The sequence below is a fragment of the Salmonella sp. JXY0409-18 genome (genome assembly GCF_020268625.1).
Classification (GTDB): Bacteria; Pseudomonadota; Gammaproteobacteria; order Enterobacterales; family Enterobacteriaceae; genus Salmonella; species Salmonella enterica.
The window spans coordinates 1514532-1538381 of record NZ_CP084216.1 but is presented as its reverse complement, the minus strand read 5'-3'; the positions used below and the strand labels follow the sequence as shown (position 1 = coordinate 1538381).

Genomic DNA, 23850 nt, shown 5'->3' with positions numbered 1-23850 from the left:
AGGTAGAAAACCACATGAATCAGAGTCTGCTGGTGACAAAGCGTGACGGCCGTACTGAGCGCATCAATCTCGACAAAATTCATCGCGTGCTTGATTGGGCGGCAGAAGGACTGAATAACGTATCGGTTTCTCAGGTCGAGCTACGCTCGCATATTCAGTTTTATGATGGGATTAAGACCTCCGATATCCATGAAACTATCATTAAGGCCGCCGCAGACCTGATCTCTCGCGATGCGCCGGATTATCAATACCTGGCTGCGCGTCTGGCGATTTTCCACCTGCGTAAGAAAGCCTTCGGCCAGTTTGAGCCGCCCGCACTTTACCACCATGTGGTAAAAATGGTTGAGCTTGGCAAATACGACAATCATCTGCTGGAAGACTACACGGAAGAAGAGTTCAAGCAGATGGATTCGTTTATCGTTCACGATCGCGATATGACCTTCTCCTACGCTGCCGTTAAGCAGCTGGAAGGGAAATATCTGGTGCAAAACCGCGTGACCGGCGAAATCTATGAAAGCGCGCAGTTCCTCTACATTCTGGTAGCGGCCTGCCTGTTCTCGAACTATCCGCGTGAAACGCGTCTTGACTATGTAAAACGTTTTTACGATGCGGTCTCTACGTTCAAAATCTCGCTGCCGACGCCAATTATGTCCGGCGTGCGTACCCCAACCCGTCAGTTCAGCTCTTGCGTACTGATCGAGTGTGGCGACAGTCTGGATTCCATCAACGCCACCTCCAGCGCTATCGTGAAATACGTTTCTCAGCGCGCCGGTATCGGTATCAACGCGGGACGCATTCGCGCGCTGGGCAGCCCGATTCGCGGCGGCGAAGCGTTCCACACCGGCTGCATCCCGTTCTACAAGCACTTCCAGACGGCGGTGAAATCCTGCTCGCAGGGCGGCGTGCGCGGCGGCGCGGCGACACTGTTCTATCCGATGTGGCATCTGGAAGTGGAAAGCCTGCTGGTGCTGAAAAACAACCGCGGCGTGGAAGGTAACCGCGTACGTCACATGGACTACGGCGTACAGATCAACAAGCTGATGTACACCCGCCTGCTGAAGGGCGGCGACATTACGTTGTTCAGTCCGTCCGATGTACCCGGGCTATACGATGCGTTCTTCGCCGACCAGGACGAATTCGAACGCCTGTACGTGAAATATGAAAACGACGACAGCATCCGCAAACAGCGTGTGAAAGCGGTCGAACTGTTCTCGCTGATGATGCAGGAACGCGCCTCTACCGGTCGTATCTATATCCAGAACGTTGACCACTGCAATACTCACAGTCCGTTCGATCCGGTTGTCGCCCCGGTACGCCAGTCTAACCTGTGTCTGGAGATTGCCCTGCCGACCAAACCGCTGCACGATGTCAACGATGAAAACGGCGAAATTGCGTTGTGTACGCTGTCTGCATTCAACCTGGGCGCCATTAAAACTCTGGACGAGCTGGAAGAACTGGCTATTCTGGCAGTACGCGCTTTGGATGCTCTGCTCGATTATCAGGATTACCCGATTCCGGCTGCCAAACGCGGCGCAATGGGCCGTCGTACGCTGGGCATTGGCGTGATTAACTTCGCCTACTGGCTGGCGAAAAACGGTAAACGTTATTCCGACGGCAGCGCCAATAATCTGACGCATAAAACCTTCGAAGCCATTCAATACTATCTGCTTAAAGCGTCCAACGAACTGGCGAAAGAGCAAGGCGCCTGCCCATGGTTCAACGAAACCACCTATGCAAAAGGCATTTTGCCGATCGACACCTACAAAAAAGATCTGGATGCGATCGTCAACGAACCGCTGCACTACGACTGGGAACAGCTGCGTGAGTCGATCAAAACCCACGGTCTGCGTAACTCCACGCTATCGGCGCTAATGCCGTCGGAAACGTCGTCCCAGATCTCCAACGCCACTAACGGTATCGAACCACCGCGCGGCTACGTCAGCATCAAGGCCTCGAAAGACGGTATTTTGCGTCAGGTCGTGCCGGATTATGAGCATCTGAAAGACGCTTACGAACTGTTGTGGGAGATGCCGAACAACGACGGTTATCTGCAACTGGTGGGTATCATGCAGAAGTTTATCGATCAGTCGATTTCCGCCAATACCAACTACGATCCGTCACGTTTCCCGTCAGGAAAAGTGCCGATGCAGCAACTGCTGAAAGATTTGCTCACCGCGTATAAGTTTGGCGTGAAAACTCTGTACTATCAAAATACCCGCGACGGCGCGGAAGATGCGCAGGACGATTTGGCGCCTTCTATTCAGGACGATGGCTGCGAAAGCGGCGCTTGTAAGATCTGATGAATAGTGCCGGGTAGCGCTATGCTTACCCGGCCTACGATTGTACGGTTTGTAGGCCGGATAAGGCGCTTGCGCCGCCATCCGGCGCTCATCCCATAAAGGATTCACTTCAATGGCATACACCACTTTTTCACAGACGAAAAACGATCAGCTCAAGGAACCCATGTTCTTTGGCCAGCCGGTCAACGTTGCACGCTATGACCAGCAGAAATATGACATCTTCGAAAAACTGATCGAAAAACAGCTCTCTTTCTTCTGGCGTCCGGAAGAGGTCGACGTCTCCCGCGATCGTATCGATTATCAGGCGTTGCCGGAGCACGAAAAACATATCTTCATCAGCAACCTCAAATACCAGACGCTGCTGGATTCCATTCAGGGACGTAGCCCGAACGTCGCCCTGCTGCCGCTCATTTCCATCCCGGAGCTGGAGACGTGGGTAGAGACCTGGGCGTTTTCTGAGACGATTCACTCACGATCCTACACCCACATTATTCGTAACATCGTCAACGATCCGGCGGTCGTGTTTGACGATATCGTGACCAATGAGCAAATTCAGAAGCGCGCCGAAGGGATCTCCGCCTACTACGACGAACTTATTGAGATGACCAGTTACTGGCATCTGCTCGGTGAAGGCACCCATACCGTTAATGGCAAAACGGTTGTCGTAAATCTGCGTGAGCTGAAGAAAAAACTGTATCTGTGCCTGATGAGTGTGAACGCGCTGGAAGCCATCCGCTTCTACGTCAGCTTCGCCTGCTCTTTCGCATTTGCCGAGCGTGAACTGATGGAAGGCAACGCCAAAATTATCCGTCTGATCGCCCGTGACGAAGCTCTGCATCTGACCGGCACGCAACATATGCTGAACCTGTTGCGTAGCGGCGTGGACGACCCGGAGATGGCGGAAATCGCCGAAGAGTGTAAACAGGAATGTTATGACCTGTTCGTGCAGGCGGCGCAGCAGGAAAAAGAGTGGGCGGACTATCTGTTCCGCGACGGTTCGATGATCGGCCTGAATAAAGATATCCTGTGTCAATACGTTGAATATATTACTAATATTCGTATGCAGGCGGTAGGGCTGGATCTGCCGTTCCAGACCCGCTCCAACCCAATCCCGTGGATCAATACCTGGCTGGTGTCCGATAACGTTCAGGTCGCGCCACAGGAAGTGGAAGTTAGCTCTTATCTGGTCGGACAAATCGATTCGGAAGTCGATACCGACGATCTGAGTAATTTCCAGCTCTGATGGGACGCGTCACGCTGCGTATCACTGGCACACAGCTGCTGTGCCAGGATGAACACCCTTCTCTGCTGGCCGCGCTGGAATCACATAACGTTGAGGTGGAGTATCAGTGCCGCGAAGGATATTGCGGCTCCTGTCGTACCCGGCTGGTTGCCGGTCAGGTTGACTGGATTACGGAACCTTTAGCGTTTATCCAGCCGGGAGAGATTTTGCCCTGCTGCTGCAGGGCAAAAGGCGATATCGAAATCGAGATGTAACTCAGTGCAACTCGCTGGTGGAAACCAAAGGCATCACGCCACGTTTTTTCATCTGCACGGCATACAGTGCGCCAGCGAGTACCACCAGCACCGCGCCAGCGACATAAATCATACGATAGCCAACCGACTCAACCATCATTCCCATGATAAAGGCGCCAATCGCCATTCCGGCGTCCATCGCGTTAAAGAACAGTGAATTCGCCACGCCGATTTTATGCGGTTCAACCGAGCTGATAATTTGCGTCTGGAAAACCGGCGTGACCGAACCGTAGCCGATACCGATTAGACCGCCGGAAATAATCATCATGATGCTGCCATTGGTGTAGCCCAGCGCCACCAGACCGATGGTAAAAGCCAACAGGCATGGGAAAACAACATATTTCGGCCCTTTTTTATCACAAATATTCCCGGTGAAGGTACGGCATATCATCAGGAAAATCGCGTAGCACAGCAGGAAATTACTGGCCGCCGCCATTAAATCCAGCTCACGCGCATACAGCGCCAGGAAAGCCGACACGCCGGCATAGGAGAAAGTCATAAAAAAGGTGACCAGCGCAAAAGGCAAGGCGGCGCGGTCAAACATCGCGGCAAAACCCAGATTCGGTTTCGAACCATCGGCATGACGAATTACCGGAGGGACCGTCACAATCAGGGAAAGCACAATCCCTAACGCCGCTACAGCGGAACAAAGCCAGAATGCGGCAGTGAACGCGTTCCAGCGGGCCATATTCAAACCGATCCACGGTCCTACGACCATCGCCAGGCCCATCGCTAAAGAGAAAAAGCTGATGCCCTCTCCACGTCGGGAGGCCGGAATTAACCGCGCTGAAATAGTTCCTTTTACCGTGGTAATAATACCAAACGTAATCCCATGAAGTACGCGGATAAAGAGCAGCGACTCGATAGAATGGCAAACCGGATACAGCGCGGTAATCACCAAAAAAGCCAGAGAAGAGAGCACCAGAATCTTTTTATTCGAATATTTTCCCACCCACTGTCCGGCAAATGGCCGAATAACAATTGCCGCGGCCAAGAAACATGTCACTAACAGCCCGGCCTTATCTGCAGAAGCATGCAGGCGGTCAGCGATATAAATGGGTAATAAAGTTAGCAGTACATAAAAAACAAAAAAGATAATAAAACTGACTATGGTGATTGCCCAAAAATCCTTCGTCCATAATTTTTCTTTCATTCTTAACGACCCGTTCAGATGGCGCACGCAGGCAACGCTCAGCTCAACTGAACACCTATCAGGTGCGTCAAATGTGATGTATTCGATAGAATCACAGTATAAACAAGTGCACTCTATTAGAAAAATTAATCGTTTTAATTATATTGATTAGGTTTTACTAATGACGCTAACCCAAATCCACGCCCTGCTTGCCGTACTGGAGTACGGCGGATTTACCGAAGCCAGCAAACGGCTATACATGACACAATCCGCCGTCAGCCAGGCCATCTCCGCGCTTGAGGAGGAGCTCGGCGTTGACATATTGATTCGTGAGCGTCGTAAAGAGATTGAGCTTACCGCCGCCGGTAGCCGCATCGTCAGGCATTTACGCGCGATCCAGCGCGACGTCAACGCGGTAAAAGAGATTGCCGAACAAGAAAAAAAGAACCCGGCCCGTACGCTACGGATTGGCTGTTTTCCCAGCGCCTGCGCCTGCATTTTACCCGGCGTCATTCGCTATTTTGAAAGCCATCATCCAAATGTAAAAATTATCCCCTATGAAGAGAACAGTACGGCTATTATTGATTCGCTGCAGGACGGAAGTATTGATGCCGGTTTCGTTCCTTTTCCGGTCAACGGTATGTATTGCGTCCCCATTTACCGGGATAAATTCACCGTAGTGGTGCCTGAAAATCATCCCCTGGCGACCAACAGTACAGTAACGGTTGAAGAACTGATGGACGAACCCCTTATTGTCAGTAAAGGTCGTTATGAATTAAGCATTATGGCGTTGTTTAAAGAAAAGGGTATTGAGCCGATATTTAAATATGAATTTAACCATCCCGATACTGCGCTGAATTTTATTCGCCAGGGATTAGGTATCGCCTTATTGCCAGAATTAACCTTAAAAGCCACGACAGGAAAATTATGCTCCGTGGCGCTGGAACCCACCTTTTATCGACAAATTTCCCTGTTAGCAAAAGAACCGCCGGTAGAAGGAAGTCCGCTATTTTTATTACAAAAATGTATGGAAACACTGACCGATGAGGGGTTGCTATAAAACAACCCCGCCTGATGGCATTGCGTTTACCAGACTTACGCTGGCAAACGTTGCGCCAGGCCGGATGAGGCGTTTATGCCCTCATCCGGCGCGTCACTTCGACTATGGCAAACCTTTAGTCATTTTTTTGCAGGAACATGACCGCCTTATCCGGGAAGTCAGTGAACAGCCCGTCGACGCCCGCCTTGTTATACAGGATGTCGTACAACTGATTAACGTCTGTGGCATAGTCCGGCAATTGATCGGCACGCACAGTGTAAGGATGCACTACCATCTTATTCTGATGTGCGTCTTGCACCATTCCAGTCAGCTTGATATTCCCTTTCGTTGAGCCTTCCGCGACCAGCATATGGTAATCCGGACCAATACCGTCCGCATATTCCGCCACCTGCTTCATAGCGCCCGGCTTAAACATCCAGTCGTAGTTGTAATTTACCCAACGACCGTCCGGCTGTTTCTGCTGTGTTTCATTCCAGTCGGTATACGCAATAAGTTGAACCAGATTGAGATCCATCCCCATTTTGGGTTCCAGTTCATTCTTAATACGTTTCAGCTCAGCGACATCAAAACACTGCAAATAGACATTGTCCTGCTTGCCGGTGTAACCATACTTCTTCAGCACTTCCAGCGTTTTCGCGGCAATATCTTTCCCTTCCTGATGATGGAACCACGGCGCTTTAATTTCCGGATAAATACCGATATTTTTACCGGTAGAGTGATTTAATCCCTGAACGAATTCAATTTCCTCTTCAAAGGTATGAATGCGGAAATCAGATTTTCCCATCGGGAAACGGCCCGGATAAGTTTGTACTTTTTTGCCGTTTTCAATATCAAACCCTTCGGTAAACTTCAGGGATTTAATTTCATCCAGCGTAAAATCGATAGCGTAATAGCGCCCATCTTTACGCGCCCGGTCCGGAAAACGGTCAGCGACGTCAGTCACCCGGTCAAGGTAGTGGTCATGGAGGACGACCAGATGGTCGTCCTTTGTCATCACTAAATCTTGTTCCAGATAATCTGCCCCTTGCGCATACGCCATCGCTTTCGCTGGTAGCGTATGCTCCGGCAGATAACCGCTGGCGCCACGGTGGGCGATAACGACTTTTTCAGCCGCCACGGCGCCGCTTCCGATGGCCATTCCTGCCAACATCAACGCCACGCTAAGGTTTTTCAGTGTGGTTTTCATGTTATTAGCCTCCGTTGCGTTTTAACTGCAGCTCATCATGATGGCGTTTTTCGCCAATCATCACGACCACCAGCAGGATTACCGCCAGAATGCTGCCGCCAATCATCACCATAAAGCCGCCATCCCAACCGAAGAAGTCAACGGTATAACCCACAATGGCGCTTGCAGCGACAGAACCGCCCAGGTAACCAAACAGACCGGTAAAGCCCGCCGCCGTACCCGCCGCTTTTTTCGGCGCCAGTTCCAGCGCGTGCAGACCGATCAACATTACCGGGCCGTAGATCAGGAAGCCGATGATAATCATACAAGCCATATCAACGTTCGGGTTTCCTGCCGGGTTCATCCAGTAAACGATGGTCGCGATAGTCACCAGGGTCATAAAGAACACGCCGGTCGCACCGCGGTTGCCACGGAAGACTTTATCCGACATCCAGCCACACAGCAGCGTGCCCGGAATACCCGCGTATTCATACAGGAAGTAGGCCCAGGAGGATTTATCGAGTGCGAAATGCTTCACTTCTTTCAGGTAGGTCGGCGACCAGTCGAGGATACCGTAGCGCAGCAGATAGACAAACACGTTGGCGATAGCGATGTACCACAACAGTTTGTTCGGCAGTACGTACTGCATGAAGATCTGCTTCGCAGTCAGCTCTTCTTCCGCTTTTTCGTTGTAGTCATCCGGATAGTCGTTTTTATACTCTTCGATAGGCGGCAGACCGCAGGATTGCGGCGTATCGCGCATCATTGCGAAAGCGAACAGCGCCACCACAATCGCGCCAAAGGCTGGCATATAGAGCGCCGCTTTCCAGTCGTTAAACCACGCCATCCCCAGCAGGAACAGCAGTGGCGGGATCCCGCCGCCGACGTTATGCGCACAGTTCCAGACCGACACAATGCCGCCGCGCTCTTTCTGCGACCACCAGTGAACCATCGTACGTCCGCACGGCGGCCACCCCATCCCCTGGAACCAGCCGCAAAGGAACAACAGCACAAACATCACGGCGATGCTGGATGTCGCCCACGGTACAAAGCCCATAAACAACATGACTGCTGCGGCCAGAATCAACCCTGCCGGCAGGAAAACGCGCGGATTCGAGCGATCGGACACCGAACCCATTATAAATTTCGAAAAACCATAAGCGATGGAAATCCCGGACAGCGCAAAGCCCAGATCGCCGCGTGAAAAACCCTGTTCTACCAGGTAGGGCATCGCGAGGGCAAAGTTCTTGCGCACCAGATAATACGCGGCATAGCCAAAGAATATCCCCAGGAAAATCTGCCAGCGTAATCGGCGATAGGTCGGATCAATCTCCGCCGCTGGCAAGCGCGCTTTATGCGGCGCTGGTTTAAAAATACTCAACATATTGTAGCCTCCGTGGCCCGTATTTTATTTAGAGGTAAACACCGCAGTTTGTTCAAACAACCCCGCTGCTCCCAGTGTGGCCGCGATGTTAAGTAAAGATACGTCACGTTAATGTGAATTACAGCACATATTGTTACAGTTTTATGACTAATGTTCAGAAAGGCGCACGAAATCACGTTTCATTTTCGAATAGTGAGCGATTATGCGCGAAATCAAACATTCCATATGATTTGTATGGCTAAATGATAAAAAACGAACTGTGAGGAAAAACAATGAAAATTCGCGACTCGCAAGCAAGTGACGTGATTATCATTGGCGGTGGAGCAACAGGCGCAGGGATCGCCCGCGACTGCGCGCTGCGCGGTTTACGTGTCATTCTGGTGGAGCGGCATGATATAGCGACTGGCGCGACCGGGCGTAACCACGGGCTGCTGCACAGCGGCGCTCGTTATGCGGTTACCGACGCGGAATCCGCGCGCGAGTGCATTAGTGAAAACCAGATTTTAAAACGGATCGCCCGCCATTGCGTCGAACCGACGGATGGTCTGTTTATTACGTTGCCGGAAGATGATCTTGCGTTTCAGGCCACCTTTATTCGCGCCTGTGAAGCGGCGGGCATTCGCGCTGAAGCCATCGATCCGCAGCAGGCTCGCATCATCGAACCTTCCGTTAACCCTGCGCTCATCGGTGCGGTAAAAGTGCCGGATGGCACCGTGGACCCTTTCCGCCTTACCGCCGCCAATATGCTGGATGCCAGAGAACATGGCGCAATCGTGTTAACGGCGCATGAAGTGACCGGGCTCATTCGTGAAGGCGCAACGGTCTGTGGCGTCCATGTGCGCAACCATCTCACTGGCGAAACCCAGACGCTTCACGCGCCGGTGGTGGTCAATGCGGCTGGTATCTGGGGGCAACGGATCGCCGAATACGCCGACCTGAGTATTCGCATGTTCCCGGCGAAAGGCTCACTGTTGATCATGGACCATCGGATCAACCAGCATGTCATTAACCGCTGCCGGAAACCATCGGATGCCGACATTCTGGTACCTGGCGATACGATTTCACTGATCGGCACTACCTCTACCCATATTGATTACAATGAGATAGACAGCAACCGCGTCACCGCAGATGAAGTCGATATCCTGCTGCGTGAAGGGGAAAAACTGGCCCCTGTCATGGCGAAGACGCGTATTCTGCGCGCGTATTCCGGCGTCCGCCCGCTGGTGGCCAGTGATGACGATCCCAGCGGTCGTAACGTCAGCCGCGGTATTGTGTTGTTCGACCACGCCGAACGCGACGGGCTTGAAGGCTTCATTACCATTACCGGCGGGAAGCTAATGACTTACCGCCTGATGGCGGAATGGGCGACCGACGCCGTGTGCCGCAAGTTGGGCAATACTCGCCCCTGCATCACGGCGGATACGCCGTTGCCTGGCTCAAAAGAGTCTACGGAACATACGCTGAAACGCATTATCTCGCTTCCCGCGCCGCTACGCGGATCGGCGGTTTATCGGCATGGCGATCGCACGCCGGGGTGGCTGAGCGAAGGCCGCCAACACCGTAGCCTGGTCTGTGAATGCGAGGCCGTCACGGCGGGAGAAGTGCAGTATGCCGTCGAAAACTTAACCGTGAATAGCCTGCTGGATCTGCGTCGTCGCACCCGCGTAGGGATGGGCACTTGCCAGGGCGAGCTGTGCGCCTGCCGCGCGGCCGGGCTATTGCAGCGTTTTAATGTGACGACCGCGGCGCAATCTATTACGCAACTCTCTGAATTTCTGAATGAGCGCTGGAAAGGCGTACAACCTGTCGCCTGGGGAGACGCGCTGCGCGAAAGCGAATTCACGCGCTGGGTTTATCAGGGATTATGCGGTCTGGAGAAGGAGCACCAGGATGAAATTTGATACGGTTATTATGGGCGGCGGTCTCGCCGGTTTGCTGTGCGGACTGCAACTCCAGCAGCATGGATTACGCTGCGCCATCGTCACCCGCGGACAAAGCGCACTGCATTTTTCCTCCGGCTCGCTGGATCTACTCAGCGCCCTGCCCGACGGCCAACCGGTGACCGACATTACCGCCGGGCTTGATGCGCTGCGCCGCCAGGCACCTGAACATCCTTATTCACGTTTGGGCGCGCAAAAAGTCCTTACGCTGGCGCAACAGGCGCAAACGCTACTTAACGCCAGCGGCGCGCAGTTATACGGCGACGTACAGCAGGCGCACCAGCGTGTCACGCCGCTTGGCACATTGCGTTCAACCTGGCTTAGCTCGCCGGAAGTACCGGTCTGGCCGTTATCCGCACAGCGAATTTGCGTCGTCGGCGTTAGCGGATTACTGGATTTCCAGGCGCACCTTGCGGCAGCGTCGCTGCGTCAACGCGATCTCAACGTGGAAACCGCAGAAATCGACCTTCCGGAACTGGACGTACTGCGTGATAACCCGACGGAATTTCGCGCGGTCAATATTGCGCGTCTGCTTGATAACGAAGAAAAATGGCCGCTGCTGTACGACGCGCTGTCGCCAATAGCGACAAACTGCGACATGATCATCATGCCCGCCTGCTTCGGGCTGGCGAACGATACGCTGTGGCGCTGGCTTAACGAACGTCTGCCCTGCGCGCTCACGCTGCTGCCGACGCTGCCGCCATCGGTGCTCGGTATTCGTCTGCACAATCAGCTCCAGCGCCAGTTTGTCCGTCAGGGCGGCATCTGGATGCCGGGCGATGAAGTGAAGAAAGTCACCTGCCGTCGCGGTACCGTGAGCGAAATATGGACCCGCAACCATGCCGATATCCCACTGCGCCCGCGTTTTGCCGTACTTGCCAGCGGTAGCTTCTTTAGTAGCGGTCTGGTTGCCGAGCGCGAAGGGATCCGCGAACCTATTTTAGGGCTCGACGTACAACAAACGGCCACCCGCGCCGAATGGTATCAACAACATTTCTTCGACCCACAGCCCTGGCAGCAGTTTGGCGTCGTGACGGATGACGCTTTCCGCCCCTCCCTTGCGGGCAACACGGTAGAAAATCTGTATGCAATAGGTTCTGTGCTGGCGGGATTCGATCCTATAGCTGAGGGATGCGGCGGCGGCGTCTGCGCAGTCAGCGCCCTCCAGGCCGCGCACCATATCGCTGAGCGTGCAGGAGAACAGCAATGAGCGACACACGTTTTGAAAGTTGTATTAAATGTACGGTGTGCACCACCGCGTGCCCGGTCAGCCGCGTTAATCCAGGCTACCCTGGCCCTAAACAGGCCGGACCGGATGGCGAACGCCTGCGTCTGAAAGACGGCGCGCTGTATGATGAGGCGCTGAAATATTGCATTAACTGCAAACGGTGTGAGGTCGCCTGTCCGTCGGACGTGAAGATTGGCGATATCATCCAGCGCGCCCGCGCGAAATACGATACGACGCGCCCGTCATTGCGTAACTTTATTCTCAGCCATACCGATCTGATGGGCAGCGTTTCAACGCCGTTCGCGCCGGTGGTCAATACCGCCACCGCATTAAAGCCAGTGCGCCAGTTGCTTGATTACGCGCTCAAAATCGATCATCGCCGCACCTTACCAAAATACTCTTTCGGCACCTTCCGCCGCTGGTATCGTAGCGTGGCGGCGCAGCAGGCTAAATACAAAGATCAGGTCGCCTTTTTCCATGGCTGTTTTGTGAATTACAACCATCCGCAGCTCGGAAAAGATCTGATTAAGGTGCTGAACGCAATGGGTACCGGCGTACAGTTACTGAGTAAAGAGAAGTGTTGCGGCGTACCGCTGATCGCTAACGGTTTTACGGATAAAGCTCGCAAGCAGGCTATCAGCAATGTGGAGTCGCTACGCGAGGCGATTGCCGTCAAAGGTATTCCGGTCATCGCCACGTCATCCACCTGTACGTTTGCGTTGCGCGATGAATATCCTGAAGTGCTGGACGTGGACAACGCCGGGCTGCGCGAACATATCGAGTTGGCCACCCGCTGGCTATGGCGCAAACTGGATGCCGGGAAAACGCTGCCGCTTAATCCTTTGCCGCTGAAAGTGGTCTACCATACGCCGTGTCATATGGAAAAAATGGGCTGGACGCTTTACACGCTTGAACTGTTGCGGCAAATTCCGGGGCTTGAATTGACGGTACTTGATTCACAGTGCTGCGGCATTGCCGGTACGTATGGATTTAAAAAGGAAAACTATCCAACATCACAGTCCATCGGCGCGCCGCTGTTCCGCCAGATTGAAGAGAGCGGCGCGGACATTGTCGTCACCGATTGTGAAACCTGTAAGTGGCAAATTGAGATGTCTACAAGCAAACGCTGCGAACACCCCATTACGCTACTGGCCCAGGCGCTCGGCTAAGTAAAAAGCGCCGGAGCCCCTCCGGCGCCATTACCCTGATAACCGGGACCGATTTTCCATCAGACATATACCCTTCATACTTCAAGTTGCTTATGTGTTGGCTACGGATTATTTTGGGTATAAACGCGGATGTCTCTTTGCAATAACCTGCCCTATTTGGTTAACCATGACCGCTAACCCACGGTGGCATGACAGATAACGACGTTACTGTTTATAGAGCAATATCTCTTGTATCGACGCGTTACCAGCCTCCTTTAAAGAGGGAGATAACTGAATATCTCCGATAATAATTGAGTGCTATGTGAATAATAATAAAATCAGGTCTATGCCTGATTTAATATATCCCCCACTAACAATAATATTTTTACAAATAATTATAAATTACATCATATTCGCTACTTTCACCTACCAGGAAACAGAGCAAAATGAATATATGTGTAAATTCACTTTACCGATTGAGCATACCGCAATTTCACAGCTTATATGCAGAAGAGGTGAGCGATGAGACGCTTGCGTTGTTGTTTAGCGCCGTAGAGAACGGTGATCAGAATTGTATTGATCTGGTATGCAATCTTGCGTTACGCAACGATGATCTGGGACATAGAGTTGAGAAATTTCTTTTTGATCTTTTTAGCGGAAAAAGATTGGGCTCACCAGATATAGATAAAAAAATCAATCAGGCTTGCCTTGTATTACATCAAATTGCCAATAACGATATAACAAAAAATAATACTGAGTGGAAAAAGCTACATGCCCCTTCCAGATTACTTTATATGGCCGGTTCCGCGACAACCGACCTTTCTAAAAAAATAGAAATAGCACATAAAATTATGGGCGACCAGTTCGCTCAGACAGATCAAGAACAGGTAGGAGTTGAAAACCTTTGGTGTGGTGCGCGAATGATGTCGTCAGATGAGCTAGCAGCTGCAACGCAAGGTCTGGTTCAAGAATCACCTTTTCTCTCGGTAAACTATCCTATTGGGCTTATTCATCCTACCACCAAAGAAAATATATTACGCACTCAGCTACTTGAAAAGATGGCTCAATCAGGATTATGTGAAAATGAAATCTTTCTGATAAATACAGGAGATCACTGGCTTCTCTGTTTATTTTATAAACTTGCAGAAAAAATAAAATGCCTTATATTTAATACTTATCATGATTTAAATGAAAATACTAAGCAAGAGATTATAGAAGCAGCAACAATTGCAGGCATATCAGAAAAAGAAGATATTGATTTTGTTGAGACTAATTTACAAAATAATGTACCCAACGGCTGCGGTCTATTTTGTTACCATACAATTCAACTCTTATCGAATGCCGGACAAAACGATCCTGCTACCACACTACGAGAGTTTGCGGAAAAGTTCTTAACGCTTTCAGTAGAGGAACAAACACTATTTAACACCCAAACCCGGCGACAAATATATGAATACAGTCTCCAGTAATGGTGAGTACTTAGAGCCTATCCCATTAGGCTATTTTATTCGCCATTTTGGGACCGGGCAGTGCTCAAAATCCTCACGTACTACGTGTACGCTACGGTTTCTGCGCGCTGGCCGGCCCCAAACTGGCTTCAACAATTACGCCTGGTGGGATAGGCTCTTATCCTGAAATGATGCTCTGCGAAGAATTTATAAGTATATAAGGGTGGGAAGGCCAGGCCTTCCCACTAAAAGTTCTATGCCGTCAATGATTCAACCACGTCTATCCAGCCATGCTCGCTGGTAATGTCCTCGCCATTAAGCCAGCGGCGCAGCATATTTAGCGCCATCATCGCGCAGACCTCCTGACGTATTGCCAGACTATACCGATTGGCGCTAAAACGCACGCGTAAGGCATACGTGCCATCCGGCATTTTTCTCAATAACTACGTTTTGCCGTGCTTACTGACTGAACAGATTTAAACATCGCCAACCTGCTGTCCAGCGCCTCGGTGTAGAGCATCGTATCTACCCCGACCGCGACAAAATTCGCGCCCCACGCCAGACATTTCTGCGCCATTGCCGGATCGACCGCCAAAAAACCCGCCGCTTTTCCGGCGGCGCGAATACGATAAATACACGCTTCAATGATCCGCTGCACTTCCGGGTGTCCGGCATTATCGGGGTAACCCAATGAAGCAGAGAGATCTGCCGGACCGATAAAGACGCCATCAATGCCTTCAACCTCCAGAATCGCGTCAAGGTTTTCCAGCGCCACTTTGCTTTCAACCTGCACCAACAGGCAGAGCGACTCATTGGCCTGTGCCATATAGTTGTCGATTCTCCCCCAGCGCGCCGCACGCGCCACGCTCGCGCCAACGCCTCGTTGCCCCAACGGCGGGTATCGGGTAGCGGAAACGACCTGGCGCGCCTGTTCTGCGGTGTCAACCATCGGGATCAGTAGCGTTTGCGCCCCGATGTCCAGTACCTGTTTAATGAGCGCTTTACTTCCCTCGATCGGGCGAATCACCGGCTGGCTGGCGTATGGGGCGATGGCCTGTAACTGATGATACAAGTCCTGCACCGTATTAGGCGCGTGCTCGCCATCTATTAACAACCAGTCATAACCCGACGTCGCCGCAATCTCCGCCATATAAGAGGTGGTTGAACTGAGCCACAAACCAATTTGCGTATCCCCTTTACGTAATCCTTCTTTAAAAGGATTTGATAACAATGCGTTCATAGCGATCCTTACAACGTAGATAAGATTAATGATGCGCAGCGCCGGATTGCGCCACCGGACGATTAACGCTCAGCGTGAAGATAATTAATGAGCCAATGATGGCGACTCCGGCCAGCGTCAGCAGGCCCGCCGCATCGCTGGCAAACAACGTTTCCGCTTTTACGCGCAGAATTGGGGCAATAAAACCGCCCACAGCGCCAAACAGATTAACGAAACCAATTCCTGCCGCCAGAGCCGTACCGGAAAGTAGCTGCGTTGGCATGGTCCAGAATACGGGCTGAACGGCAATAAATCCTACTGCTGCAACACAGAGCGCCAGAATAGCAAGCACCGGAGAAACCAGACCTGACAGGCCAATGCCAATGCCCGCAGCCAGTAGCGTCACTGCCGCAACGTTACGACGATCGCCGGTACGGTCGGAGTAGCGAGGAATAAGCCATGTGCCAAGCAAAGCCGCCATCCAGGGAACCGCTGTTACCACCGAAGCGGTAAAGCCCACTTTAGTGCCCAATAGCGCGGCAACCTGGGTCGGCAGGAAAAAGATGAGTCCGTATACCGCCACCTGAATCGTCAGATAAATAATAGCCAGTTGCCAGACGCGTCCATTACGCAGCGCATCCGCAAGCCTTGACGTGACCTTTTTCTCTTCTTCGCTCGCCAGTTGCCTGATAAGCGCGTTCTTTTCTTCCAGGCTAAGAAAACGCGCCTGCTGCGGAGTGTCATCAAGCCAGAAAAAGGTGAATATCCCTGCGCCAATCGCCAGTAGGCCTTCGATAACGAACATCCAGAACCATCCCGGGTGCCCCATAAAACCATGCATCTCCAGCAGAGCGCCGGAGAGCGGCGAACCCAACGTTAACGCCAGCGGCGCGCCCATATAAAATAGCCCCATAATGCTGGCACGGTTACGCTGCGGGAACCATTGTGAAGTTAGATAGATCATGCCGGGGAAAAATCCAGCCTCCGCCGCGCCCAATAGCGTGCGGATTATCAGGAATTTTGCTTCACTATCCGCCCAGGCCATCGCAGCAGAGAGAAAGCCCCACAGCAGGGTAGTCGTGCCGATCCAGGTTCTTGCGCCAAATTTGCGCATCAGCAGGTTAGCCGGTACGCCAAGGAAAGCGTAAACCACAAAGAAAATACCGGCCCCTAGCGCGTAGGCTTCATTACTTAGCCCGGTATCTATCTGATAGGTCTCTTTGGCAAAACCAATATTTGAACGATCCAGAAACGCCAGTACATACAGTGCCAACATAAAAGGAATTAAACGTGCGCGGTTTTTCTTCACTACGCCGTCAAGTAAAGTGATGCTCATAGCAATATCCTCAACAGGATGAGGGCGTTGCCGTACAAAGGCAACGCACGAGTTATTAGTGGCTATAAGGGCGTTTCAAGTGACAGTCACGGTTAAGCTCGACGCCGAAGCCCGGCTTATCCAGCACTGATTTATGGATGCGTCCATTCACCGGCACCGGCTCATCCAGGAGAATCGGGTCAAATTGCGGACGCAGGGTGGAGCAGTCCGGGCTGGTCATCAGGAACTCGCTGAAAGGGGTATTAGTGAAAGTAATAACTGCATGGTGCGAATAGACAGACGAACCGTGCGGCACCACCAGTTGCCCGCGCGATTTGGCAAGCGCGGCGATCTCAACCAGCGTGGTTAATCCGCCGCACCAGCCAACATCCGGCTGCATAATATCAATGCCGGTTTCTGCCAGAGTGCGGAAGGATTGCAGCGTACCATGGTGTTCGCCGCTGGTAACCATCATCCCTGCAGGCGCGTTGCGTTTTAATTCGCGATAGCCTTCATACTGCTGCGGCGGCAGACACTCTTCAATCCATTTGAGATTAAATGGCGCACAGGCGTGAGCCAGTTTAGTCGCATAGTTCACATCCTGACTCATCCAGCAGTCGAGCATCAGCCAGAAATCCGGCCCGCACTTTTCACGCATATCCGCCACCATCGCGGCATCTTTACGGATCCCCGCATCACCATCGTGCGGTCCCCAGTGAGTCGGCATTTTACCGCCGATAAAGCCCATTTCTTTAGCCAGATCCGGGCGTGCGCCGGTGGCGTAAAACTGAATTTCATCGCGCACCGCTCCGCCCAGCAATTTATAAACCGGCAGCCCAACCACCTTGCCAAACAGATCCCACAGCGCCAGATCCACACAGGAAATCGTGTTCATCACCAGACCGCCGGAACCGGAGTAGTACATGGTCGCGCCGAGCATCTGATCGTGAATAAGTTTGATATCGCTTACGCATTTGCCTTCAATAAACCGGTTAAGATGTTTTTCTACGATAAAACAGCCCATCTCCCCTGCTGTCGAAACGGCGAACCCCGTCTGCCCATTTTCCGCCTCTACTTCGACGATCAGCGTCCCTAACACGTTGATCCCAAAAGACTGACGAGACTGCTCATAGTCGCGATATTTGCTCATGGGAGTGGCGATATGGTCATCAATCCAGTGATTTCCTCCCTGGTCGTGATAATCCCCGCCGCCAGCCCCTTTCTCTGCGGTAGCGCCCCCAATAAACCAGGCTCGAACGTGTTTAATTTTAGGAAGAGTCATAATATTCTCCATTTTAAGATGCGAGTGAGTCGAAGGGACTTTTCCATCCCAACAGGCGTGAAATATCTTTGGCACAGGCAATAGCTTTACCGGCCAAATAATCAAGATTCTCTTCGTTGATTTGCAGGCGCGTGCCGACCACTGAAATTGCCGCGGTCAGTTCGTTTCTGGCATTAAATACCGGTGCGGCAACGCAGCGGACATCCGGATAATCCTCCCCGTTATCAAAGCTCCATCCACGCTGGCGAATGCGTTCCAGCTCATCATTCAATTGTTGCGGCTCGGTGATGGTGGTCAGCGTGGCTCGCTCCCATACCATTTTTTCAATAATGGCTTTGCGTACGGCGGCCGGCTGCCATGCCAGCAGGCATTTGCCGATGCCGGAACGATAAAGAGAGAGGCTTTTCCCCTCATGCGAGCGCACGCTGATAGTGGATGAGGATTCCACTTTCAGTATGTAATACGCATTTTCGTGGTCGATGATCCCCAAGTGACACAGCAGCCCGGTTTCATCCATCAGTTGTGTTAGACGAGGACGCGCCAGCTCCCGCAGATCCATCTTGCTGAGCGCATGGCCCGACAATTCAACGAGCTTAGTCCACAGGCAGTAGTTCTCCTGATGATCGAGGCTAATAAATCGCTGACGTTTTAATTCATTCAACAGCAGGTACGCGGTGCTTTTTGGAATACGCAGCGTTTCAATAATGATTGCCGCGCTGCATGGGCCAATACGCGCGATCAAATTGAGGATGTCGATTGCGCGAGTAAGAGCCGGGACTTTACTTGATTCCAACATATTGGACTCCAGTCTGAGACACTGGAATCAGTGTGAAAGGTCAGTAGGGAAAAAATTGTGAAGCGCGTCAAAGCTTATCCGCCTTCCAACGGAGTGGAAGGGTTAACCATATAAATGTGAATTAACGCACGTATTACTTTGTATTCAGTACAATTGGCTGGACAAAAAAGCAGATAATATTGCCGGATAATGGCATAGCGGCCTTATCCGGCTCACGATGTCGTTCCCATCGCAGATAAGAGAAAGGGATTATGATGTCAATGATTCAACCACGTCTATCCAGCCATGCTCGCTGATAATGTCCTCGCCATTAAGCCAGCGGCGCAGCATATTTAGCGCCATCATCGCACAGACCTCCTGACGTATTGCCAGACTATACCGATTGGCGCTAAAACGCACGCGTAAGGCATACGTGCCATCCGGCGTCGCCAGCGCGAAATTAAGATGTTCGTTTTCCAGCCCCGACACGGCCAGCGCCAGACCGGCATAATGATTGCTGCGCCGTTCTGTCGTCCAGTGTGCCGTTTGCGCCAGCGTCTCTTCCTGAGAAGGAACGACTTCGCTGGCAAGAACAGGCGCCCCGGCGCGAGAAAGCTGTAGCGCCAGTAAGCCGCTGGTGTATTGCTCGCTCAACGTCAGACTCAACTGCCTTTCCTGCAGGCGGCGGGCTATTTGCGCCGGCAGGTTTTCCGTACCTTCAAAAATCAGGTTCTGCCCGGCAACCCGTTTGACCTCTGGCCATAACGCCAGCATCGCCTCCCGTTGCGTCGCCGGGCCGGTCAACTTCAGTTCAATGATCGGCATTGATGAGCGATACCCCATCGTCACGCCGGGCGGCAACGGCAGTGAATCGAGACGCTGCGCCAGGTCGCTTTCTGAACGTCCAAAAGTCGTTAACCGCAGGCAAAGCGGCGGCTCCGGCAGCGAAAAACGCGCGCGTAACCGCGGTAAGATTTCCTTCTCCACCATAACCTTAAATTCAGACGGTACGCCGGGGGTGAAAAACATCAGGCAGCGGTTGAGCTGTAGCGCAAATCCACAGGCAGTGCCGACCGGATTATTAATAAACTCCGCGCTGGCAGGCAGTTCCGCCTGTTTACGGTTGCTCGGCGCCATCACACGACCGCGCTGCTGAAAGTAACGTTCCATTTCGGTCAGCCACGCCTGGTGCAGTACTAATCCTTCGCCTTTTGCCGTTGCCGCGGCGAGCGCGCTTAAATCATCGCTGGTCGGCCCTAACCCGCCATTAACAATCAAAACATCAGCATGTTGACTGCGTTCACGCAAGATAGCGACCAGACTGTCCAGGTTATCGCCTACCGTATTTCGCCGTGATAACGGAACGCCCTGATGAAAGAAAAAATCAGCCAGCCAGGCGGCATTGGTGTCAACGATTTGTCCGTGCAACACCTCATCCCCGGTGGATAGCATTTCCACATTTAGCATTGTGTTCTCCTGCTCTTATGATGAAAACACTATAACGCAAAGACGAATATGACGTGGAAAGAAGAATGACGGGAAAAGGAGGAATATGGCGCGACGATTGCCGCGCCGTTAGCATCAAAAGCTGGCGTTTACGCCAACATAAGGGCCGTCAGCAATCGCATTATCGCGGTTGCCGTCTTTACCCGCCAGGTTCAGGTAACGATAACCGGCTTCAATGCTCAGCGGGCGCATAATGGTGAAACGCGCGCCTGCATTCGCTTCTTCATAACTTTCGATACCGCTGGACAGCGAATCTGGTGAATAATAATACTCGCCGAACAGACGGAAGCTGTCGCCGATTTTCCATTGTAACCCACCGCCGACAGCCGCCGCATAGCCTTCATCACTGTCTTTCGGATTGGTATAAATACCTTTACCGCCGACCGTCGCCAGCAGCGGTCCCACCGGAATGTTCAGCCCTAGACCCACGCCCGCAGCATCGCCATCATCATCGTTGTGCATCCAGTTACCGCTTAGCGCCAGTCCCGTCGATTCCGTACCAAAACCCACGCCAATGTTGGTGTAATCTTCGCCCGCCTGGCCGCTAATACTGATAGCCTGCGCCGATGCAGAAACGAACAGCATTCCGGCAAAACCTAATAATATGCTTTTTTTCATTTTTACCCTTTCCAGCAAGCACATAAAGAAAAACTCCCCAAAACGGCAGAATTGTACTGCCAGACGCTGAGGAATCAATGCACTAAGAAACCATTCCAAAAACATATTGTAACGAAATACTACTTTCGCCATGACGCATCATTGCGCCATCACATGGCGACGCCTGCATCAACAAAATTAACAAAAAACGCAGTCTGCGTTATCGCTTCCATTTTTCACAAAGAATTTCGCACAATGATTTGTTAAGCTGATGACCTGGTGGTTTAAGGAAGCGACTTATGCGTCAACGAACTATAGTTTGCCCATTAATTCAAAATGATGGCTGTTATCTGCTGTGCAAAATGGCCGACAACCGCGGCGTATTTCCCGGTCAGTGGGCGCTGTCGGGCGGCGGGGTCGAGCCAGGCGAACGCATTGAAGAGGCGCTGCGTCGGGAGGTTCGGGAAGAACTCGGCGAACAACTGATTCTGAGCGATATTACGCCGTGGACCTTCCGCGACGATATCCGTGTTAAAACGTACGCTGATGGCAGACAAGAAGAGATTTATATGATTTATCTCATCTTCGACTGTGTTTCCGCTAATCGCGATATATGTATTAACGACGAATTTCAGGACTACGCCTGGGTCAAGCCAGAAGAACTGGCGCTGTATGATTTGAATGTAGCGACACGCCACACATTAGCATTGAAAGGGTTATTATAATGACGACAGCCGCTTCAGGCTGTCTTTACGCTTTTAACATGCCGGCTAGCCGGGAACAAATTCACCATCTAAAAAGAGTTTTCCGTTTTCCGCATGCATAACGAGCGCATCAAGATAGTCCGGATCAAACTTTACGCCGCGCTTATTTTTTGCAATATACGTCAAACAATGATTATGGGTAAAAATGACTATATTTTTATTCTGCGACTTTTTCAGCAACGTATTGATTGAAGCATAAATACCGCTGCCGCAATCCATCATTTTTTTATCCACCGTAAGCGACCTGCCCGCAGAAAACCAGGTTGCCGACTGGATGGTGCGCACCGTATTACTGGAATAGAGATTGTAATTTTGTATATCGGCACTAAAGGCTTTACCCAGCGCTCTGGCGTCTTGCGCACCGTTGACCGTAATCCCCGTGCTGTCTGACAGGCAGGTATTATCGGAACGATCGCACCGCTCGGCATGGCGGAATAACACGACTACCGGATGCTGTTTCGCCAGCGCCGCCAGCGCTTTACCGTTAATCTGCGGTAGACCGTTACCACTCCAGGCATGTTGTGAGGTCAACCCGGCGATAATAACCAACGCCCCCGCCAGAGTCGCGAGATAGCGTTTGTTTTTAATAAAGCGTAGGGTAAATGCCAGCACATTAACCTCTCAGGCAGACAGTGCAGCTAACTTAATAGCAATACGATTAAAATGAAATTCCGCAACGGAAGACCAGGCCAGAAACATAAAAACAGCTTTTGGGCATGCATAAAATGCCTTAAACTTTCGGCGAAAGCAAAGCATAATTCCGTTAAAAATTATCTTTTTACTTCACCTTAATTTCTTAATGTTAATTTAATATTCATCCAGTAGGGTTCAGTTAAATGCGTTAAAAAATAAGCCCTTTTCTATTCCCGAAATATTTGAAAAGCGGCTTTCAATGGCTGAAGGAAAAATGATGTCGGACTTTTTGCCTTTCTCTCGTCCGGCGATGGGCGCGGAAGAGCTCGCTGCCGTTAAGACCGTACTGGACTCAGGTTGGATAACAACCGGCCCGAAAAATCAGGAACTGGAAGCGGAGTTTTGTCGGCTAACAGGCAATCAATATGCCGTTGCCGTCAGTTCAGCCACTGCCGGTATGCACATCGCGTTGATGGCGCTGGGCATTGGTGAAGGCGACGAGGTCATTACACCGTCAATGACGTGGGTTTCTACGCTAAATATGATCGTTTTACTCGGCGCGAACCCCGTCATGGTCGATGTCGATCGCGATACGCTGATGGTCACGCCTGAACATATTGAAGCCGCGATTACGCCACAAACAAAAGCAATTATCCCCGTCCACTACGCTGGCGCGCCCGCCGATCTGGACGCTATTTACGCTCTTGGCGAGCGTTATGGCATTCCGGTGATTGAAGACGCGGCGCACGCGACAGGAACCAGCTACAAAGGTCGCCACATTGGTGCCCGGGGCACCGCGATTTTCTCCTTCCACGCCATTAAGAACATTACCTGCGCTGAAGGCGGTATCGTCGTCACGGATAACCCGCAATTCGCCGATAAACTGCGCAGTCTCAAGTTTCACGGGCTTGGCGTTGATGCCTGGGATCGACAGAGCGGAGGACGCGCGCCACAAGCGGAAGTCCTGGCGCCGGGCTACAAATATAATTTGCCCGACCTCAACGCCGCTATCGCGCTTGCCCAGTTACAGAAACTGGATGCGCTTAACGCTCGCCGCGCCGCCATCGCAGCGCAGTACCACCAGGCAATGGCAGACCTGCCTTTTCAGCCTCTGAGCCTTCCGGCGTGGGAACATATTCACGCCTGGCATTTATTCATTATCCGGGTCGATGAAACCCGCTGCGGTATTACCCGGGATGCTCTGATGGCATCGCTGAAAACGAAAGGCATCGGCACAGGACTGCATTTCCGCGCCGCGCATACGCAAAAATATTATCGCGAACGTTTCCCAACGCTCACGCTGCCTGACACCGAGTGGAACAGCGAGCGGATCTGCTCACTGCCGCTCTTCCCGGACATGACCGAGAGTGACTTTGATCGGGTCATTACCGCCCTTCATCAGATAGCAGGACAATAAG

General features: G+C 51.9%; 21 protein-coding genes. 10 read left to right on the top strand and 11 right to left on the bottom strand.

The genetic code is table 11. The annotated features are described in order from the left end of the window. Nucleotides 1-14 precede the first annotated feature (14 nt). From nrdA to yfaE, 3 genes are all read left to right on the top strand, one after another. Complete coding sequence (gene nrdA / locus LDB27_RS07230) at nt 15-2300, top strand: class 1a ribonucleoside-diphosphate reductase subunit alpha (protein ID WP_001076491.1); 2286 nt, start codon at nt 15-17, stop codon at nt 2298-2300. 112 nt (nt 2301-2412) lie between these two features. Continuing rightward, on the top strand, nt 2413-3543 hold the full coding sequence (nrdB, locus tag LDB27_RS07225; RefSeq protein ID WP_000332026.1) for a class Ia ribonucleoside-diphosphate reductase subunit beta: 1131 nt from the start codon (nt 2413-2415) through the stop codon (nt 3541-3543). After that, nucleotides 3543-3797 (top strand): ferredoxin-like diferric-tyrosyl radical cofactor maintenance protein YfaE, encoded by a 255-nt coding sequence (gene yfaE / locus LDB27_RS07220; protein ID WP_000533921.1) that lies wholly within the window; start codon nt 3543-3545, stop codon nt 3795-3797. The genes nrdB and yfaE overlap by 1 nt, the downstream gene beginning before the upstream one ends. Nucleotide 3798: 1 nt before the next feature. Here yfaE and LDB27_RS07215 read toward each other — a convergent pair whose 3' ends face one another. After that, nucleotides 3799-4989 (bottom strand): MFS transporter, encoded by a 1191-nt coding sequence (locus LDB27_RS07215; protein WP_023214986.1) that lies wholly within the window; start codon nt 4987-4989, stop codon nt 3799-3801. 160 nt (nt 4990-5149) lie between these two features. Here LDB27_RS07215 and LDB27_RS07210 point away from each other — a divergent pair, with 160 nt between their 5' ends. Continuing rightward, complete coding sequence (locus tag LDB27_RS07210; protein WP_000176721.1) at nt 5150-6028, top strand: LysR family transcriptional regulator; 879 nt, start codon at nt 5150-5152, stop codon at nt 6026-6028. A 115-nt stretch (nt 6029-6143) separates the two neighbouring features. Here the strand turns inward: LDB27_RS07210 and glpQ are convergent, their stop codons facing one another. Further along, a complete protein-coding gene (glpQ, locus tag LDB27_RS07205) occupies nt 6144-7214 on the bottom strand; it encodes a glycerophosphodiester phosphodiesterase (protein ID WP_000858946.1) in 1071 nt (356 codons plus the stop codon). Between the two features lie 4 nt (nt 7215-7218). After that, nucleotides 7219-8577 carry a glycerol-3-phosphate transporter gene (glpT, locus tag LDB27_RS07200; RefSeq protein ID WP_000948739.1) on the bottom strand — a complete coding sequence of 453 codons (1359 nt, stop codon included), beginning with the start codon at nt 8575-8577 and terminating at the stop codon, nt 7219-7221. 272 nt (nt 8578-8849) lie between these two features. Between glpT and glpA the strand changes: the two genes are divergently transcribed. From glpA to sseL, 4 genes are all read left to right on the top strand, one after another. Next, nucleotides 8850-10478 (top strand): anaerobic glycerol-3-phosphate dehydrogenase subunit A, encoded by a 1629-nt coding sequence (gene glpA / locus LDB27_RS07195; protein WP_000701885.1) that lies wholly within the window; start codon nt 8850-8852, stop codon nt 10476-10478. After that, complete coding sequence (glpB, locus tag LDB27_RS07190) at nt 10468-11727, top strand: glycerol-3-phosphate dehydrogenase subunit GlpB (protein WP_000667152.1); 1260 nt, start codon at nt 10468-10470, stop codon at nt 11725-11727. The genes glpA and glpB overlap by 11 nt, the downstream gene beginning before the upstream one ends. Continuing rightward, nucleotides 11724-12914 carry an anaerobic glycerol-3-phosphate dehydrogenase subunit GlpC gene (gene glpC / locus LDB27_RS07185; protein WP_001285726.1) on the top strand — a complete coding sequence of 397 codons (1191 nt, stop codon included), beginning with the start codon at nt 11724-11726 and terminating at the stop codon, nt 12912-12914. The genes glpB and glpC overlap by 4 nt, the downstream gene beginning before the upstream one ends. A gap of 425 nt (nt 12915-13339) precedes the next feature. Then, complete coding sequence (gene sseL / locus LDB27_RS07180) at nt 13340-14362, top strand: SPI-2 type III secretion system effector deubiquitinase SseL (protein WP_001017718.1); 1023 nt, start codon at nt 13340-13342, stop codon at nt 14360-14362. A gap of 233 nt (nt 14363-14595) precedes the next feature. Here sseL and LDB27_RS07175 read toward each other — a convergent pair whose 3' ends face one another. From LDB27_RS07175 to LDB27_RS07145, 7 genes are all read right to left on the bottom strand, one after another. Next, on the bottom strand, nt 14596-14772 hold the full coding sequence (locus tag LDB27_RS07175; protein ID WP_001112766.1) for a hypothetical protein: 177 nt from the start codon (nt 14770-14772) through the stop codon (nt 14596-14598). Nucleotides 14773-14777: 5 nt separating this feature from the next. Then, complete coding sequence (gene yfaU / locus LDB27_RS07170; RefSeq protein ID WP_000992941.1) at nt 14778-15581, bottom strand: 2-keto-3-deoxy-L-rhamnonate aldolase; 804 nt, start codon at nt 15579-15581, stop codon at nt 14778-14780. Between the two features lie 25 nt (nt 15582-15606). After that, a complete protein-coding gene (locus LDB27_RS07165; RefSeq protein ID WP_000028928.1) occupies nt 15607-16896 on the bottom strand; it encodes an MFS transporter in 1290 nt (429 codons plus the stop codon). Between the two features lie 55 nt (nt 16897-16951). Further along, the gene (gene rhmD / locus LDB27_RS07160; protein WP_001530644.1) at nt 16952-18157 is read right to left on the bottom strand and encodes an L-rhamnonate dehydratase; all 1206 of its coding nucleotides are present in this window, start codon (nt 18155-18157) and stop codon (nt 16952-16954) included. A gap of 13 nt (nt 18158-18170) precedes the next feature. Next, a complete protein-coding gene (locus LDB27_RS07155) occupies nt 18171-18953 on the bottom strand; it encodes an IclR family transcriptional regulator (protein ID WP_000894173.1) in 783 nt (260 codons plus the stop codon). 249 nt (nt 18954-19202) lie between these two features. Further along, nucleotides 19203-20399 (bottom strand): nicotinamide mononucleotide deamidase-related protein YfaY, encoded by a 1197-nt coding sequence (locus LDB27_RS07150; RefSeq protein WP_000935683.1) that lies wholly within the window; start codon nt 20397-20399, stop codon nt 19203-19205. 114 nt (nt 20400-20513) lie between these two features. Next, nucleotides 20514-21056 (bottom strand): YfaZ family outer membrane protein, encoded by a 543-nt coding sequence (locus LDB27_RS07145; RefSeq protein ID WP_001562414.1) that lies wholly within the window; start codon nt 21054-21056, stop codon nt 20514-20516. A gap of 278 nt (nt 21057-21334) precedes the next feature. On the opposite strand from LDB27_RS07145, the gene nudI reads away from it, so the two are divergent. Next, complete coding sequence (nudI, locus tag LDB27_RS07140; protein ID WP_001249905.1) at nt 21335-21760, top strand: nucleoside triphosphatase NudI; 426 nt, start codon at nt 21335-21337, stop codon at nt 21758-21760. 45 nt (nt 21761-21805) lie between these two features. On the opposite strand, the gene pmrG is transcribed toward nudI, so the two are convergent. Then, nucleotides 21806-22411 (bottom strand): lipopolysaccharide core heptose(II)-phosphate phosphatase PmrG, encoded by a 606-nt coding sequence (gene pmrG, locus LDB27_RS07135; protein ID WP_000879257.1) that lies wholly within the window; start codon nt 22409-22411, stop codon nt 21806-21808. Nucleotides 22412-22709: 298 nt separating this feature from the next. Between pmrG and arnB the strand changes: the two genes are divergently transcribed. Next, entirely contained in the window at nt 22710-23849 is a 1140-nt protein-coding gene (gene arnB / locus LDB27_RS07130; RefSeq protein WP_001279301.1) for a UDP-4-amino-4-deoxy-L-arabinose aminotransferase, read from the top strand. The last annotated feature ends 1 nt before the right edge of the window (nt 23850 follow it).